Origin of the sequence: Dechloromonas sp. ZS-1 (assembly GCF_039649255.1) — a bacterium.
Taxonomy (GTDB): Bacteria; Pseudomonadota; Gammaproteobacteria; order Burkholderiales; family Rhodocyclaceae; genus Azonexus.
In genome coordinates, this window is sequence record NZ_JBDIYD010000005.1 from 108,618 (window position 1) to 126,104 (window position 17,487).

Below are 17,487 nucleotides of genomic sequence, written 5' to 3' on the forward strand. Positions count from 1 at the left end.
TGAATTAAAACGAAAATCAAACCAACAACCGCGCCCAGGGCAGCAGAAACTGTCTGCTGCTGAAGACAGCCTGTCTGCAAAAGCAGACAACGCTACAACGCAGGCGCCATCTCAGCCCGGCGTGCTAGTCCTGTTCACTGCGGGTATCCAGGCCCAGTGCCGCAATTTTCTCGTAGAGCGCGGCGCGTGAGATGCCCAGCAACTTGGCAGCTTGTGCCTTGTTACCGTGCGCCTCCCGCAAGGCCTGAAGAATGGCACTGCGTTCCGCATTAGCGACCACCATGCCGAGGTTGACGGCAGCACTCACCGGCTCCGCCTGACCGGCGGGATGCGCTCCCCGCGCCTGCGGCATCATCCGATCAATCTCCCCCCGCTCCAGACAATCGCTATCGGACATCAGCAAGACACGTTCAAGCACATTCGCCAGTTCCCGGACGTTGCCCGGCCAATCGTGTTGGCGAAGACGCTCGATGGCACTGGCACCGAGCACCCTGGGCGGCAGCCCCTGCTCCCGGCAGATCGCATCCACCAGATGTTCGCCCAGAAGCGGCAGGTCATCCATGCGCTGACGCAAGGGGGGCGTGACCAGGCTGATCACGTTCAGGCGATAAAACAGATCCGCTCTGAATTGTCCTGCCGCCACCATGGCCTCCAGATTACGGCTCGTCGCCGCAATCACACGCACGTCGACAGGTTGCAAATGATTGGAGCCCACCGGCTCAATCTCTCGTTCCTGGAGCGTACGCAGGAGCTTGGCCTGCAAGGCGAGCGACATATCGCCGATTTCATCGAGAAACAGGGTGCCGCCATCCGCCAGTTTGAATTTCCCGTCCCGTCCCTTGCGCTCGGCCCCCGTATAGGCGCCGGGTGCCACACCAAAAAATTCGGCCTCCAGCAAGGTTTCCGGGATGGCCGCAATATTCACTGCGACAAAAGGCCCCTCTGCACGCGGACTATCGGCATGAATGGCCTGGGCCAGGAGCTCCTTGCCCGTGCCGGTTTCGCCCAGGATCAAGACGGGAGAGGTGGTCCGTGCAGCACGGCGCGCCGCCTGCTTCAGTTCGAGGCAGGCAAAATTGACCCCCACGAAACTCGCGAAGGTATAGCGGGTTCGCCGTGCTTCCGCGAGTCGGCGCTGAGCATCTGCCAACTCGGCCCGTAGCCGCTGGTAGCGGGCCACCACCGGCGCCAGGCGCCGCGGATCATCGTAGAGCACCATCCCGACCGCACCGAGAATCCTGCCTTCGGCATCCTTCAGCGGCAAGCGGGTCACCACGAAGGATTGGCTGCCAAAATCCATGATATCCAGCATGATGGGCTTACCGGATTCGACCACCTGACGCATCAGGCTGTTTGGAATGGCCGCCTCGACCGGTGACCCGATCATGTCCTGGGTCCCCAGCAGACCAAGGCGCTGCGGATAGCTGTCGTTCATCCAGACAATCCGCGCCTGGGCATCGACGATCACCAGGCCATCGCACAGATCGGCAAAATGAGACAACAGCGACTGCCGCGCCAATTCGATCAATTCGTCGCTGTTACGACCGCCCAAGGCCTGCGGCACACATACACGGTCTAGCTGATTTCTGGAACCCATCGCCACTCCACTGCCGAAACGGAGAGAAACAGCGCCCCCAGTCCAGGCCGGCATCGCAACCGACTCACGCAGGAAACGGGCAGTCTCCACCCGATATATTTTGGGCGCCCATCATCCGGCAAGTTTCGGGAAAAAGCCACGCTTTTACCGCAGCAGCGTGATGCAAAGCCAAGGCGCAGCTCATGCAGCACGCACTCAGCGGAGCAGGCAGATCGCCTAATCCTCGGCCTTATGCCACCCCTTGCTTTCGAGGCAAAGGTGCATGCGACGGACCTGGGCCTGGGTCACCATGCCATCCGCCGTGGTGTAGACCAATTGCTTGCATGTCAGCTCGTCACGCGCGTAGTCTGCATCGCTCGCACCGGCCTTGGCCCAGTGCCAGGTCGGCCAGAGGACACAGCCGCCGAGCAGGCTGGCGGCGAAGGCAAGAAAAAGGGCCGGGCATGAAGCCGGCCCTGATCCTGAACGCGGCATGCGTTTAAGCCGAGGCTTCCGCCACGCGGCGGGCACGCACAGCGGCAGCCAGCTGGTCGAGCACCGTCAGGCTGTCCTCCCAGTTGATGCAGGCGTCGGTGATGCTCTGACCGTAGGTCAGCGGCTTTTCCGGGGAGAGGTCCTGACGGCCTTCGACCAGATGGGATTCGACCATGACACCCATGATGCGCTCTTCGCCGGCGGCAATCTGCGCGGCCACGCTGTCGGACACTTCCATCTGCAGCTTGAACTGCTTGCGGCTGTTGCCGTGCGAGAAATCGACCATGAGGCGGGCCGCGAGACCGGCCTTGGCGATTTCGGCACTCGCTGCCTCAACGCTCGGCGCATCGAAGTTCGGCTCCTTGCCGCCACGCAGGATGACGTGGCAATCCTCGTTGCCCATCGTCGAGACGATGGCGGTATGGCCGTTCTTGGTCACGGACAGGAAATGGTGCGGCGAATTGGCCGAACGAATGGCGTCGACCGCAATCCGCATGTTGCCATCGGTCCCGTTCTTGAAACCGACCGGACAGGACAGTCCGGAGGCCAGCTCGCGGTGCACCTGCGACTCGGTGGTGCGTGCACCGATGGCGCCCCAGGCGATCAGGTCGGCGGTGTATTGCGGGGTGATGGTGTCGAGGAATTCCGTGGCGCAGGGCAGATCCATCTCGTTGATTTCGAGCAGGATGCGACGGGCCAGGCGAATGCCTTCATTGATGCGGAAGGTGTTGTCCAGGCGCGGATCGTTGATCAGGCCCTTCCAGCCCACCGTGGTACGCGGCTTTTCGAAATACACGCGCATCACGACGATGAGATCGTCACGATACTTTTCGGCTTCGCGCGAGAGCTTCTTGGCGTACTCCATCGCGGCGTCGTAATCGTGGATCGAGCAGGGCCCGATCACGACCAGCAGGCGGTCATCGGCACCATGCAGGACACGGTGAATGGCCTGACGGGCGGCGTAGGTGGTCTGCGCCGCGCGGTTGGACAACGGATATTCCCGGAAAACGTGGGCCGGCGGCACCAGTTCCTTGATTTCCCGGATGCGGACATCATCGGTATTCGGTTTGCTCATTTGCGTGCTGTGCGGCGACATGGCCACCCCAAGTCAATATTGCCTAAAACCCAACATTCTACCGGATGCACATCGAAGAATTCGACCTCTCACCCGCCAAAACGCGGGCAAGCACCGCAGACACGGGGAAAAAATAGACGCTGCCCCGCGTCGGCCATTCCGATTCAGGGGCTTGTCAGACGGTCAACGGCAGCAAACGGGCACATTTGCACCGGCATCCCGGTGCATCCCTTACTTGCCGAGCTTCTCGATCTGATTGACCACGCTTTCCATCTCTTCCAGGATACGTTCGCTGGTCGTGGCCACCGCCGCCTGCGCACGCCGGTCGGCACTGCCTTTTTGATTGAGCGCGTTGTCGAAGAAGAACCACTGCTGACGGACCAGTTCCAGGCCATCGCGGATCGCGGGCGTCATGGCCGGTGCGGCCGAGAGCTCCTGCAGGCTGCCGGCGAACTCGCGACGTGCCTTGTCGAGCTCCGCTGCACCAGAAGTGTCACCGATGCCCCAGGATTGGGCCTGGTAAAACTTCGCCATGCGCTGCGAGAGCATGCGTTGCCGGCCGGCCAGGTTGAGCAGATGCCCAGTGGTACTCCCCGCGTGTTTTTCCAGTTGCACCGTCCCTTGATGCGCGAGCCCCAGCACCTGCTCCGACAACTGCAAGACCTGGCGCCCTTGCTGCTGCGACGGGGCGCTGCCCAACAAGGCGTCCTTGTAGGCCAGCCAGGCTTTCTCCAGTTTCAGGTAGGTATCCTTGATTTCCGGGGTCGGCGCGTAGTTTTTCAACTCAACCAACTGGCGGTCGAAGACGGCGACCGATTGATCCAGCACGCGCCGGGAACGCTCGCCATCGACCTGCTGGCCCAGCTGAAAGTAAGCTTTGGCCATCCGCTGCGACAACATGCGTTCGCGGCCCGCCTTGTTGATGGCGGCATTCAGGTCGGCAATCTGGGCCTCAGCCCCGGCGGAGAGACAGAGCAGGACGAGGCACAAGGCACGGGAAAAGCGTCGCATGATCGAGGGGCCGAAAAAAACATGACGCCACCCCCCTAGCAAACCCGGGGCCATGATGCGGATCAAGCGCGCTCAGGGGAGCTGGGCGAGGTAGGCGGCGACCGCCTGCACGTCCTCATTTTTCAGCGTGGACGTAGCAATGCTCATGAGCTGATTGTTGCGAATCCCCGTGCCGTCGCGATAACGGATGATCGTCGTTTGCAGGTAGGCGGCCTTCTGGCCGGCCAGGCGGGGATAGGTTTCGTGGCCGCGCGCCTGCTCGCCATGGCAGCGCACGCACAGTTTGTCGAACAGCACCTTGCCGCGTGCGGCCAGCGTGGCGTCAGTACGGACCGGCGGCACCGGATTAGCCGCATAGAACAGGGCAATCTGAAGGCGCTCTTCGTCTTTCAGCACCTTGATCAGGCCTTGCATGAAGGCATCCTTGCGCTCGCCGCTGCCGAACTTGCGGATCTGCTCGAGCAGGTAGGCCGGATTTTGCCCGGCCAGATTCGGCACATCGCCTTGCTTGCTGATCCCTTCTTCGCCATGGCAGTTGGCGCAGAAGAAACTGGCCTTGCGCCCGGCGTCGACCGCCGCCTTGAGGGCGACCGGATCAGCCTGGATGGCCTTCAGGCGCTCCTGAATGGAAGTTTGCGCCTGGGCCAGCCCAACACAGCCCCACAACAGTAACGCCGGAAAAAGGAATCGCACGACACATCACTAGGCAAAATGGATTAGTGATTATGCCGTACCCCCCACGGTCAGTCCATCAATGCGCAGCGTCGGCTGCCCCACGCCCACCGGCACACTCTGCCCATCCTTGCCGCAGGTGCCGACGCCCGGATCGAGCTTGAGGTCGTTGCCAATCATCGAGACGCGGGTCAGCGCATCCGGGCCGTTGCCGATCAGGGTGGCGCCCTTGATCGGGCGCGTCACCTTGCCGTCTTCGATCAGATAGGCCTCGCTCATCGAGAAAACGAACTTGCCGCTGGTGATATCGACCTGGCCGCCGCCAAAGTTGGCAGCATAGATGCCTTTCTTGACCGAGCCAAGAATGGCCTGCGGATCGTGCTCGCCGGCCAGCATCATGGTGTTGGTCATGCGCGGCAGGGGCAGGTGGGCGAAGGATTCACGACGCCCGTTGCCGGTCGGTGCCACGCCCATCAGGCGGGCGTTGAGGCTGTCCTGCATGTAGCCCTTGAGGATGCCATCCTCGATCAGCACGGTACGCTGGGTCGGGTTGCCCTCGTCGTCGATGTTGAGCGAGCCGCGGCGATCCGCAATGGTGCCGTCGTCGATCACGGTGACGCCCTTGGCGGCCACGCGCTGGCCGAGCCGGCCGCTGAAAGCCGAGCTGCCCTTGCGGTTGAAGTCGCCCTCCAGACCGTGCCCCACGGCTTCATGCAGCAGGATGCCGGGCCAGCCGGCACCGAGCACCACCGTCATCTGGCCGGCCGGCGCCGGCTCGGCGTGCAGGTTCACGGCCGCCTGATGCACGGCCTCCTTGGCATAGCGTTGCAGCACCTCGTCGTCGAAGTAGCCGAAATCGAAGCGCCCGCCGCCGCCGGAGGAACCCTGCTCGCGCTTGCCCTTCTCCTCGATGATGACAGAGACCGAGCAGCGCACCAGCGGGCGGACATCCGCCGCCAGCCGGCCGTCCGAACCGGCGACCAGCACTACTTCGTACTCGCCGGCCAGCGAAGCCATGACCTGCACGACGCGCGGATCGACGGCACGGGCGAAACCTTCCAGGCGCTCCAGCAGTTTCACCTTGGCCTCGGCCGGCAAAGAAGCGAGCGGATCGTTCGGCAGGTAAAGGGCATGTCCGGCGGTCGACGCCTTCAGGACCGGCAATTTGCCGTTCTGGCCGGCAGCGGCAATGGCGCGTACGGCCGCAGCGGCATCGCCCAGGGCGCGGCTGCTGATATCGTCAGAATAGGCAAAGGCAGTCTTCTCGCCGGACACGGCGCGCACGCCAACGCCCTGGTCGATGTTGAAACTGCCCGCCTTGACGATGCCTTCATCGAGGCTCCAGGCTTCCGAGCGGGAATACTGGAAATAGAGGTCGGCGTAATCGACCTGATGCGTGAGGATCTGCCCGAAGGTCCGGGAGAGATCCGCCTCGGTCAGCGCGAAGGGGCTGAGCAGGAGGGCTTCGGCTTGAGCAAGCGCGTTGGCATGCGACATGGTGTGTCCTTAACGTGTTCGGTGCGCCAAAGCCGGCAGGCTGGCGCGAATATCGGCAATACGGGCGTGATCGAGATCGGCCATGACAACGCCCCGCCCTTTCAATTTACGATCAAGCATCTCGCCCCAGGGGTCGATGATCATGCTGTTACCGTGCGTCTGACGGCCATTCTCATGCACACCGCCTTGTCCGACCGCCATCAGGTAGCACTGGTTCTCGATGGCGCGGGCGCGCAGCAGGATTTCCCAGTGGGCCCGCCCGGTGGTTTCGGTAAACGCCGCCGGCATGAAGATCAGATCCACCGGCCCAAGGCTGCGGTACAACTCGGGAAAGCGCAGGTCGTAGCAGATCGACAGGGCAATGCGTCCAAACGGGGTGTCGACCGTCGCCGCATCCTGCCCGGCCTCGATGAAGGCGGATTCGTCGTAGGTCTCTTCGCCTTTCTGAAAGCCGAAGAGGTGAATCTTGTCGTAGCGCTGCACGCATTGACCGGCCGCATCGAAGACCAGGGTGCTGTTGCGCATCTTGTCCGGCACGCTGGCCGCCAGCGGGATGGACCCGGCCAGTATCCAGACACCATGCCGCGCCGCCGTCTCGGCCAGCCAGTCCTGCACCGGGCCGCTGCCAAAGGTCTCGCGGGCGCGCACACGGTCGGCATCGGCGGCGCCGATGATCGGGAAATATTCGGGCAGACCGATGAGTTGCGCGCCCTGATCGACGGCCTCGGCGATCAACCGTCCGGCCACAGCCAGGTTGTCCGCCACCCGCGGACCGGAAATCATCTGAATCGCCGCCATGCGGGCAGATTGTTTGGGCACCGTCATTCTCCCTGTTTCTCCACGGACTTCGCTTCACCCGCCTTGCTCTCGCCCGCCTTATCGACCTGCGGATTGCTCCAGGTACCGGTGATCTGGTAACGATAGCTGAACAAATGATTGAGCGGCCGCTGCAGCACCGTATTGGCGACCAGCGCAGCCGCACCGACCACCGGATGCGCCATTGCCGCCGCGCCCACGGCAGCCAGCCCGCCCACTTCCGGACGCACCACCACCTGCAGGGACTGCGTTTCCGCCTTCAGGTCACTTTCGCCGCTGATCTCGACCTGCGCAGCCGGACCGCTGATTTTCAGGGGCTCGGTGGTGCGCATCACGCCCCGACGGACCGCCAGCTTGCCGTCGATGCTGTCAAAGGCCAGACCATCGCTGAAGATATCGCGGAAATCGAGGGTCAGACGCCGCGGAATCGACTGCAGGGAGATCAGGCCGAGCAGTTTGCCGACACCGGGTTCCAGCTTGCTGAACTGGCCTTTTTCCGCATGCACCGTCATCTGTCCGGTCAGGCTCGGGTAATGGATATCCGTCAGCGGACCGTTCCACTGCAATTCGCCATTCAGCGCACCGCTCCCCCGCCGCACGACCTCGCCATAGCCCAGACGCTCCAGCAGCCCGCCCAGATTCCGGCTGCCGAGATCGAAATTCAGGCGGGTCAGCGGCCGGGCCCCGCTCTGCCAGCTGCCCTTCCCCTTCAATTCTCCATCCGGGTTGGCCAGACTGAACTGATCCAGCAACCAGGTCGATTTATCGTTGCGCGCCTTGATTTCGAGACGCCCCAAGGCCCGTTCGCCGACCCGGAAATCCTCGACCACCAGATTCATGCCCGGCAGGCTATCGACCAGCGACGAGCCGGTGCCGCCCGATCCGGTTTCCGGCGTTTTCAGATACAGACGCTTCAGCGTCCCCTCGACCGCACCTTCGCCGGCACTGCGCCAGAGCAATTCACCTTGCGCTTCGCGCATGGCGAGGCCGATCAGCCAGCCGCCTTCACGCGGACGCAAGGCAATATCGACCTGGCTGTGCTCTCGCCCCATCAGGCGCAGGCTGGGCGTTTTCAGACTGACCGAAGCCAGGGCCAGCCCGCCTTCGGCCGCCGCCCCGGAGGTGCTACCGGCACTGCCCTCCGGCAGGTAATGACGCCAGGCATCGGCATCGAGCACCGGGGCACTGACACGGATGGCCAGGCCGCGCTCCGGCGGGCGGAGATCAGGATCGCCCACGGCAAAGACACCCCGTTCCCAGACATCCTGGCGGCGCACCACCAGCCCCTGGGCCACCTTGCCCAGGCTGATCCGGTACTGCTCGCGCTGTGCATCCGGCGTACTGCGCTCGATACGCAGCGGCCAGGCGGTGGTGGCCGATTTATTCAGGGGCTCCGGCAAAGGCGAACTGACGCCGAGCAAATTGGACTCCACCAGCAGGTCGACCGTCCGCTTGCGAATGCCGATCTCGGCTTTCCAGTCGGTCGCTCCGCTCAGATGATTCATCAGCGGCCAGGCAAAATGTTTGCTGACCTCGGCAATCTGCGCATGGCCGTGGGCCGAAATCCCCACCTTGCCGCCCTGGTTGCGCACCTGAACCTTGAACGGCCCGCCAAAGGCACGTCCGGCCAGGTCATTGCCCGCCACCGAATTTTCCGTGATGAGCAGACGGCCATTCACCTGCGTCAGCGGCGGCAAGGCATCCACCGGCTGCAATTGGTTGTTGCGGAAGTGGTACTCGCCCCGCACCTTGCTCTGTGCCAAGCGGCGCAGCGGCAAATCGAGCTCCAGATCGAGTCGACCGTCGCCGACGGCCTTCATGCCTTCGGTAAAGCGGTCGATCTTGTCGCCGACCGGGCTCTGGTCGATGAAACGCAGGAACTCGGCGGTCGGCCCCTGGGCCTTGCCCCGCACCAGCAACATCTCGTCATGCGACTCGAAATCGGGAATGTCGACACTCACATCGCCGAGTTCCGCCCCCAGTATCCGCCCGCGCTGCGCCTGGATCTTCATGCCGATGCCGAAGCTCATGTCGGCATCGATATTGTCGATCAACGGCCAGCCTTCGGCGTAATCGACCCTGGCCCCGGTGGCCTTGGCCGTCACCAGAAACTTGCCGGTCCCCGGTTCGCGGAAGGGGAAGTCCTTGAGGTTGCCCTTGAGCACCAGGCGGCCGTCGTAGCCCTTGCCCGCCGTGATGCCACGGCGAATCCAGTTGCGCGCATCGGCATTCACGGCATGCGGCATGTAGCGCCAGACCGCACGACCATCGGCACGGTCGACCGTCGCCGTGAGGTCAATTTCACCCGGCCCGCTGCCGATATAGCGATAAGTCCCACGCGCCCCACCGGCCGCTTCCGGGCCGGCGAAACTCAGGCGCTCCAGGCGCAGATCAATGGCCTCCGGGGCATTTTTCCAGGTCAGCCAGGCTTTCAGGCTGTCGAGCTCGATGTCCGGCTCGGGAAAGACCGCCGGCAGGGCGAGTCCTGACTGCCCCGCATCCAGCGTCAGATCGCCCCCCTTGTCGGTGAAGTCGATTTTGCCGGCCAGCCCGCTGGCACCCGGCACATAGCCATTGGCTTCAATCCCCAGCCCGGCAAAACCGGCCTTCAGGGCATAGCGTTTCAGCTGTTCGCCCTGCAGGCCCCAGCTCGCACGCAATTCCGTAATCCGCCCCTGCGGCCGAAAATCAGCCAGCAAGCCCCGGCTTCGGGCATCCAGCGGCAGATAGGCCGACAGACCGGCCAGGACGCCAAGGTCCAGGAAAGAAGCAGCCACATTGCCGGAGACTTCCCCCGTCTGGGCGTTGTCACGCCACTCCACCTGAAAATCGGTGGGGGCCACACGCGTACCGTCACGCGTCAGGAGTTCCAGCTTGCGCGCGGCCACACTCCATTGCCCCGGCTGATATTTCCCCTCCAGGCGACCGAGCAGGCTGGCCAGATCGAGTTCCGGCAATTTTTCGCCGAGCCGCACGCGCACCGCCTCCAGCGCGAGATCGGCCGTCACCTGCCCGCGCTGCCCCTCGGCCAGATTGCCCCAGACACGCACGGCACCACGGCCTTGCGGCAGATTGACCGGATAATCAACCCAGGCCCGCCAACCGGCCAGATCGGCGTAATCGAGCTCGACATAGACTTTGCCGGCAAGATCATCGAGCACCTCGTTGAGATCGCCCTTCACTTCGCCGCGCAGTTCGATCCGTGCAGCCAGATCGGCCGGCGGCGTGGCGGTGAGGCCGAAACGATGGCGTCGGCCATGGTTGTCGAGCGCGAAATGCAGGTCGGAGAGGGCCAGCGGCGGCGCCTGCCGGAACCGGTCCTCCCAGACGATGCGGGCATCGCGGATGCGGATGCGATGCTGGGCCAGCACCCAGTCGAGCAAGGCGGGGTCGCTCTCACCTTCCGCCGCCAGACCCGCCACGCTCAATCGGCCATTGGGATCACGGCGCACATGCAGGACCGGCCCCTCCAGCGCGAGCAGGGACAAAATGGGTTGCAGGCGAAACAGGCTCTCCCAGGACAGGACGCTTTCCACCCTTTTCAGGGAAAACGCGGCCAAGCCCTGGCGATCCAGCAGTTGCACCTCATCCAGGATGAGATCCGGATTCAAGCCCTGCCAGCGGGCCGTGATCTGCCCGATGCGTACCGGCTGACCGATGGCCTGCGAGGCCATCGACTCGATCTCGCCCTTGTAGCCCGAGACGCCGGGGAGAACCACATAGCGCAGGGCAAGGAGCAACATGACAAAGCTCAGCCAGCCGGCAAACCCGATCCAGCACAGCACGCGCAAGGTGCGCGCAACCGCCGGCCGGCGCAAGCCGCGCAGACGGTAATACAGGGCATGACGGAGGTCGGCGGTCGTCTGACGTTCAGTCACTTGTCAAACCACTTTGCCATAAGGGGGAATTGATCACTAGAATCGACTATTCTGCAAAACGACATTCTACCTTCCCGGCCCTGTGGCCGCCTGCACAATCATGGACACGACACTCAATCCGCGCTGGCAACCGGCGCTCGAACACAGCCGCTACCTCGCCCAGCTGCTTCAGGCCCGCCCGGCCCTGATCCCCGAACTAGCCGCTGCCTGGGAACAGCCCCTGAGCGAGGCCATGCTGCTCGCGCCGCTGCAGGCCGCCGCCCCGGATGACGAGTCGATCCGCCGCGCCCTGCGCCATGTCCGGCAATTCGCCATGGCCCAGCTGGCCATCCGCGACCTGTGCGGTCTCGCGCCGCTCGCCGAGATCGTCGAAGGCATGACCCGGCTCGCCGATGTGACGACCAACTTCGCCCTCGACTACTTCCATCGCCAGCTCACAGAAACCTATGGCGAACCGCTTGACCGCCAAGGCCGGCCGGTACGCCTGATGGTGGTGGGCATGGGCAAGCTGGGCGGGCGCGAGCTCAACGTCTCGTCCGACGTCGATTACATCTTCATTTACCCGGAAGAAGGCGATACCAACGGCCGCAAATCGATCGAGAACTACGATTTCTTCAACCGTCTGGGCAAGCGCGTGATCCAGGCACTCGGCGACATCACCGGCGACGGCCAGGTCTTCCGCGTCGACATGCGCCTGCGTCCGAACGGTGACTCCGGGCCGCTCGTCTGCTCGCTCGATGCGCTGGAAACCTATTTCATCACCCAGGGTCGCGAGTGGGAGCGCTACGCCTGGATCAAGGCGCGCATCATGAACAGCGGCGCCAACGCCGAGGGCGAGGCCATGCAGGAATGGATGACCAGCCTGCAACGCATCGCCCGCCCCTTCGTCTTCCGCAAATACCTCGATTTCGGTGCGATCAACGCGATGCGCGACCTGCACGCGCAGATCCGCCGCGAAGTGGCGCGCAAGGACATGGCCGACCACATCAAGCTCGGCCCCGGCGGTATCCGCGAAATCGAATTCATGGCCCAGGTCTTCCAGCTCATTCGCGGCGGCCGCGACAGCGCGCTGCAAATCCGCCCGACCCTGGCTGTGCTCGCCCTGCTCGTCGAACGCCAGCTGATCCCGGCCGAAACGGAACAGGAGCTGCGCGAAGCCTACGTGTTCCTGCGCCGCCTCGAACACCGCCTGCAGTTCGCCGACGACAAGCAAACGCACATGCTGCCGGTCGACGCTGCCGAACAGGCCAGAATCGCCCGCAGCATGGATTTCCCCGACTGGCCGGCCATGCTCGCCGTGCTCGACAGCCACCGGCACAAGGTCAGCCAGCACTTTGAAGCGGTCTTCTCCGATCCGGAAGCCGGCGAGCACCCGCTGACCGGCCTCTGGCTGGGCCAGCTGGACGACGATACGGCCATCGAAGCCTTCGGCAACCTGGGCTATCGCCGCCCGGCCGATGCCATCGCCCGCCTGGCCGAGTTTCGCGGAGCCAGCCGCTACCAGCAGCTCCCGGCCAGCAACCGCAGCCGCCTGGACGCCGTGGGCCCGCGTCTGATCGAAGCCACCGGCGGCACGCCCGACCCGGACACCACCTTCACGCGCGGCCTCGCCTTTCTGGAGAACATTGCCCGGCGTGGCGCCTACCTTGCCCTGCTGCAGCAATACCCGATGGCCCTGCGCCGGGTGGCCGACATGATCGGCGCCTCGACCTGGGCCGCCGAATACCTGAACCGCCACCCGCTGCTCCTCGACGAACTGCTCGACCCGCGCCTCTACGAGAGCGCCACTGATTGGACCGGCTTCCGCGAACACCTGCGCCGCACGCTGGCCGACCATGCCGGCGACACCGAGCGCGAGATGGACCTCCTGCGCGAAATGCACCACGCCCAGGTCTTCCGTCTGCTCGCCCAGGATCTGGCCGGCCTGCAAACGGTGGAAAAGCTCTCGGACCACCTCACCGAGCTGGCCGACACCATCGTCCAGGAAACCCTGCCCCTGGTCTGGTCGACCGTCAGAAAGCGCCACTGCGAACAACCGAAATTCGCCGTCATCGGCTACGGCAAGATGGGCGGCAAGGAACTCGGCTACGCCTCGGACCTCGACATGGTGTACCTCTATGCCGACAACGACATGGATGCCGAGGAAAACTACAGCCGCCTCGGCCAGCGCCTGAACACCTGGCTCTCCAGCCAGACCTCGGCCGGCATCCTCTTCGAGACCGACCTGCGCCTGCGCCCGAACGGCGACTCCGGCCTCATCGCCGTCAGCGTCGATGCCTTCCGCGACTACCAGCTCAAGCACGCCTGGGTCTGGGAGCACCAGGCCCTGACCCGCGCCCGCTTCTGCGCCGGCGACCCCGCTGTGGGCGAGCGCTTCGAAGCCATCCGCATCGAAATCCTGCGCCAGCAGCGCGACCTCGCCACGCTGCGCGATGAAGTCCTCGCCATGCGTCAGAAGATGCTCGACGCCCACGCTTCGAACAGCGAAATCGAGTTCGACCTGAAGCATGACCGGGGCGGCATCATCGATGTCGAATTCATCGTCCAGTACCTGGTCCTCGGCTACGCCCACGCGCATGCCGAGCTCACCGGCAACCTGGGCAACATCGCCCTGCTGCGGATCGCCGGTGAACTCGGCCTGATCGACCCCGCCGCCGGCAAGGCCGTCGGCGATGCCTACCGCGAATACCGTCGCCTGCAGCACGAAAAGCGCCTGTCCGACCGTCCCAAGGCCCGCGTCGCCCGCGAGCCGCTGGAGCCGCACATCGCGGCGGTCGACCGGCTCTGGCAAGGCGTTTTCAAGCTCAGCTGAGCCCAACAGCGGCGTCGCACCGCTTCGGCGGCGGCGCCGTGCTCAAGCCGCCCCCTCCATGCGCGGCGCACTGAATGGGGCGGATGCGGCGGCATCCGTCCAAACACCCGGTGTCCGTTGCCGATAAAGCCCCTCGCCCGCAGCCCCGTTCGTATAGAATCCAGCCCTTTTCAACGCGAGCAAACGCCTGCCTGATGCCAGCCAGCACCGTGCTCGCCGCCGTGAATCGTAGTGAATCGCAAGAACAAGCCCAGCAAGCGCGCCCCTGACGCAGGACACCGCACCTCGCTCGATAGTCTGGTCGACCATCTGAGCACCAATCTGACGCGGGTCGGCTCGGCCCTCAAGCACCTCCTGCATCCGCCTGCGGCGGAGGACTACGACGCGCCAGCGCCCCCTCAATCCGGCACGGCCCCCACGCCGTCAGCCGCGCACTTTGCCGCACCACTTGCCGCACCGCTCGCCGCCGCGCCCACCCCGCCGACGCCCGATCTGGCGCAGCAGGTCGCCGATGATCACGCCTGGATCCAGCACAACCTGGCCCGCCGCTACCGTGGCCACGCCGCCGCACCATCGGCGGAGCACGCTGCCGCACACGAAACCATGGATGAGGCTGCCATCCAGGCCCGCCTCCTGAAAATTCACGGCGGCCGCCTGCCCGGGCGTCCCCCGCAAGCGATGAAAGCCCCCCTGCCGGCAGCGCAACAGCAGCCGGGAGAATGGCCGCTGCAGCCCCCGATTCAGACGACGTATCCGGCGCCGCTCACGACCGACACCCTGCCGCCCGGCCCGGCAACCGCAGCACCTGCCGCACAGGCGACGCAGCCAAGCCTCGCCCGGACACCCAGCCCGCCCACATGGAAGCGGCCGATCACGAGCAACAAACCGCGCGCCAGCGTGGTCAAACCCGCCCCGGCCAATCTGCAGATGTCCGCCCCCACGGCACCGACCCGCACCATCTCGGCGCCCCCCGTGAGCGCAGACACCCCGGTCGCGCACTCCGCCGCCGCACACCCCCTGCCGGACGCGTTGGCGACGGTCGACATCCCGGAAACCATCGAAATCAGCATCCCCGCCGCCCACGTTCCGGACGCACAGCCACAGCCCCCGGCCCCCGCCAGGACGCGCAGCCACCAAGTGCGCCAGCGCGAGCGCTGCTTTGCGCGCTGGGATGCCCCTGAAGCCGTGGCCTTCCCGCCAAACTGGCGCCAGCGTAATCCGCCCGGTCAGCGCACCCCGATTTCGGCCACCCTCAGCCTGCCCCGCCATCGCGCAGCGGCACTTGTCCGCCCGGTGGATACGCTGTCATCGGCCCCACCCAGCGACGCCCACGATGTACATGCCGCGCCGCTCACCGTCCTGTCTCCGGCCCCCGCCGAATTGGCGTCTGTTTCGGGCCGGAACGACCACGCAACAACACTGGAAGCAACAGCAAACGCAGCCAACCCGCCGCAACACGACACGCCGCCCTGGATTGAGGCTGTTGAGGCTGTTGAGGCTGTTGAGGCTGTTGAGGCTGTTGAGACCGTTGAGACCGTTGAGACCGATGCAGCCGACCTGGCCTGCACGGACACGCTGCCGGACTCCGAGACCGCCTCGCCGGTTGTCGCGGCCCCCGCCCCGGCAACGGTCAAGCCGCGCATCGTTCTGCGTCCGACGATTTCGGTCGCCCAACCCAAGCCGATGCCCACCACAACGCGCGCACCGGCGCTACCCAGCGCCTTGCCGGCAGCCGCCCCGATCGCCAGCATGCCGGTCGCTGTACCCGCCGCTTTGCCCCCCCTCTTGCCGGTCGTGACACCGCAGGCCACGTCGAGCGTGAGCCCTGCCCCGCCGCAGCCTGCTGCCGACTGGTCGCATTACGCTCCGCCGCTTGCCTTGCTGCAGCCGCCTGCCGAAGCGGGCGCGCCGGTCGACCTCGTAACGCTGAGCGAAAACGGACGGCTGATCGAGGAAAAGCTCGCTGAATTCCGCGTCAAGGTGGCGGTACGCGACGCCTACGCCGGCCCGGTGATCACCCGCTACGAAGTCGAACCCGCGGTCGGCGTGCGCGGCGTTCAGGTGGTCAATCTGATGAAGGACCTGGCGCGCGCCCTTGGCGTGACCTCGATCCGCGTGGTCGAGACCATCCCCGGCAAGACGCACATGGGGCTGGAACTGCCCAACGTGCAGCGGCAGATGATCCGCCTGTCCGAAGTGCTCTCCTCCGAAGCCTTCCAGCACCATAGCTCCAAACTGGCGATGGCGCTGGGCAAGGACATCACGGGCGAATCCGTCGTGGCCGACCTGGCCAAGGCGCCGCACATGCTGGTGGCCGGGACGACCGGCTCCGGCAAGTCGGTCGGCGTCAATGCGATGATCCTGTCGCTGCTGTACCGCGCCACGCCGGATGAAGTCCGCTTCGTGATGATCGATCCGAAGATGCTCGAACTCTCGGTCTACGACGGCATTCCCCACCTGCTGGCGCCGGTGGTCACCGACATGAAGCTGGCCGCCAACGCGCTGCACTGGTGCGTCACCGAGATGGAGCGCCGCTATCGCCTGATGAGCTTCCTGGGCGTGCGCAACCTGAGCGGCTTCAACCAGAAAATCCGCGAGGCGGAAGCAGCCGGCCGCAGCCTGTACGATCCGGAACCGCTGGTGCCGGAAAGCCCCACCCCGCTCAAGCATCTGCCTTTCATCGTCGTCGTGGTCGATGAATTTGCCGATCTGATGATGGTGGCCGGCAAAAAGATCGAAGAACTGATCGCCCGCCTCGCCCAGAAAGCCCGTGCCGCCGGCATCCACCTGATCCTCGCCACCCAGCGCCCCTCGGTGGACGTGATCACGGGCCTGATCAAGGCCAACATCCCGACCCGGATCGCCTTCCAGGTGTCCTCCAAGATCGACAGCCGCACCATCCTCGACCAGATGGGCGCCGAAACCCTGCTCGGCCAGGGCGACATGCTCTACCTGCCGCCAGGCACGGGTTACCCGCAACGGGTACACGGCGCCTTCGTCGCCGACGACGAGGTTCATGCGCTGGCCGAACACCTCAAGCAATACGGGGCGCCCGACTACGTCGATGCCGTCCTCGGCACCCCGCCCGGCAGCGAGGGCGAGGCCGCTGGCGAGGCCAGCCTCATCGAGGAAAACGACCCGCTCTACGACCAGGCCGTGGCCATCGTCATCGAATCGCGCCGCGCCTCCATCTCACTCGTCCAGCGCCATCTGCGCATCGGCTACAACCGCGCCGCCCGCCTGGTCGAACAGATGGAAGTCGCCGGCATCGTCAGCCCGATGGAAAGCAACGGCAGCCGCAGCGTGCTGGTTCCGAGTCATTAAAAGGGCCGAAAGGCCCTTTTAATGGACTCGCAAGCCTGATTACCGGCGGCTGGATACGACCAGGCATCAAGACCAGATCAGCGTTCAATGCTGGCCCATCTTTTGCATTGATCACGACGACTATCTCGTCACGCACAACGGAGTGTTGTCATGATCGCCCATCGTCGTCACTGGTACTACAGACTCGCGGGGCAGAGCTACGCTCAGCCCATCTCCTTTCAAGCCTCCATCAGTGCTCGGCAAGTGAAGGATCTGCTCAAGCGCATGCTGGGCGTCGACCCGATTGAAGTCTGGAGCCGATGAACAGCTGGAGCAGCGCAGAGATACGCGC

10 protein-coding genes and 1 pseudogene are annotated in these 17,487 nt (G+C 64.8%); 3 read left to right on the forward strand and 8 right to left on the reverse strand.

The genetic code is table 11. From position 1 onward, the window contains the following. Positions 1-124: 124 nt before the first annotated feature. The 8 genes from AACO21_RS09125 to AACO21_RS09160 form a co-directional block, all read right to left on the reverse strand. Positions 125-1,597, reverse strand: a complete 1,473-nt coding sequence (locus tag AACO21_RS09125; protein WP_346192208.1) for a sigma 54-interacting transcriptional regulator — start codon at positions 1,595-1,597, stop codon at positions 125-127. A gap of 216 nt (positions 1,598-1,813) precedes the next feature. Then, entirely contained in the window at positions 1,814-2,071 is a 258-nt protein-coding gene (locus tag AACO21_RS09130; protein ID WP_346192209.1) for a hypothetical protein, read from the reverse strand. Positions 2,072-2,075: 4 nt separating this feature from the next. Beyond that, on the reverse strand, positions 2,076-3,146 hold the full coding sequence (gene aroG, locus AACO21_RS09135; RefSeq protein WP_346192210.1) for a 3-deoxy-7-phosphoheptulonate synthase AroG: 1,071 nt from the start codon (positions 3,144-3,146) through the stop codon (positions 2,076-2,078). A 231-nt stretch (positions 3,147-3,377) separates the two neighbouring features. Continuing rightward, a complete protein-coding gene (locus AACO21_RS09140) occupies positions 3,378-4,157 on the reverse strand; it encodes a type IV pili methyl-accepting chemotaxis transducer N-terminal domain-containing protein (RefSeq protein ID WP_346192211.1) in 780 nt (259 codons plus the stop codon). 72 nt (positions 4,158-4,229) lie between these two features. Then, a complete protein-coding gene (locus AACO21_RS09145) occupies positions 4,230-4,823 on the reverse strand; it encodes a c-type cytochrome (protein ID WP_346192212.1) in 594 nt (197 codons plus the stop codon). A gap of 57 nt (positions 4,824-4,880) precedes the next feature. Beyond that, complete coding sequence (tldD, locus tag AACO21_RS09150; RefSeq protein WP_346192213.1) at positions 4,881-6,326, reverse strand: metalloprotease TldD; 1,446 nt, start codon at positions 6,324-6,326, stop codon at positions 4,881-4,883. A gap of 9 nt (positions 6,327-6,335) precedes the next feature. Further along, a complete protein-coding gene (locus AACO21_RS09155) occupies positions 6,336-7,151 on the reverse strand; it encodes a carbon-nitrogen hydrolase family protein (RefSeq protein WP_346192214.1) in 816 nt (271 codons plus the stop codon). Further along, entirely contained in the window at positions 7,148-11,020 is a 3,873-nt protein-coding gene (locus tag AACO21_RS09160; RefSeq protein WP_346192215.1) for a YhdP family protein, read from the reverse strand. Before AACO21_RS09160 ends, AACO21_RS09155 begins: the two co-directional genes overlap by 4 nt. Before the next feature lie 100 nt (positions 11,021-11,120). On the opposite strand from AACO21_RS09160, the gene glnE reads away from it, so the two are divergent. The 3 genes and pseudogenes from glnE to AACO21_RS09175 all read left to right on the forward strand — a co-directional run bounded on the left by glnE (position 11,121) and on the right by AACO21_RS09175 (position 17,459). Next, entirely contained in the window at positions 11,121-13,832 is a 2,712-nt protein-coding gene (gene glnE, locus AACO21_RS09165) for a bifunctional [glutamate--ammonia ligase]-adenylyl-L-tyrosine phosphorylase/[glutamate--ammonia-ligase] adenylyltransferase (RefSeq protein ID WP_346192216.1), read from the forward strand. A gap of 1,845 nt (positions 13,833-15,677) precedes the next feature. Next, positions 15,678-17,156 (forward strand): annotated as a pseudogene (locus AACO21_RS09170) (DNA translocase FtsK); the annotation flags it as partial. Between the two features lie 150 nt (positions 17,157-17,306). Next, positions 17,307-17,459: a hypothetical protein gene (locus tag AACO21_RS09175; RefSeq protein WP_346192217.1), complete on the forward strand. Its 153-nt coding sequence runs from the start codon at positions 17,307-17,309 to the stop codon at positions 17,457-17,459. The last annotated feature ends 28 nt before the right edge of the window (positions 17,460-17,487 follow it).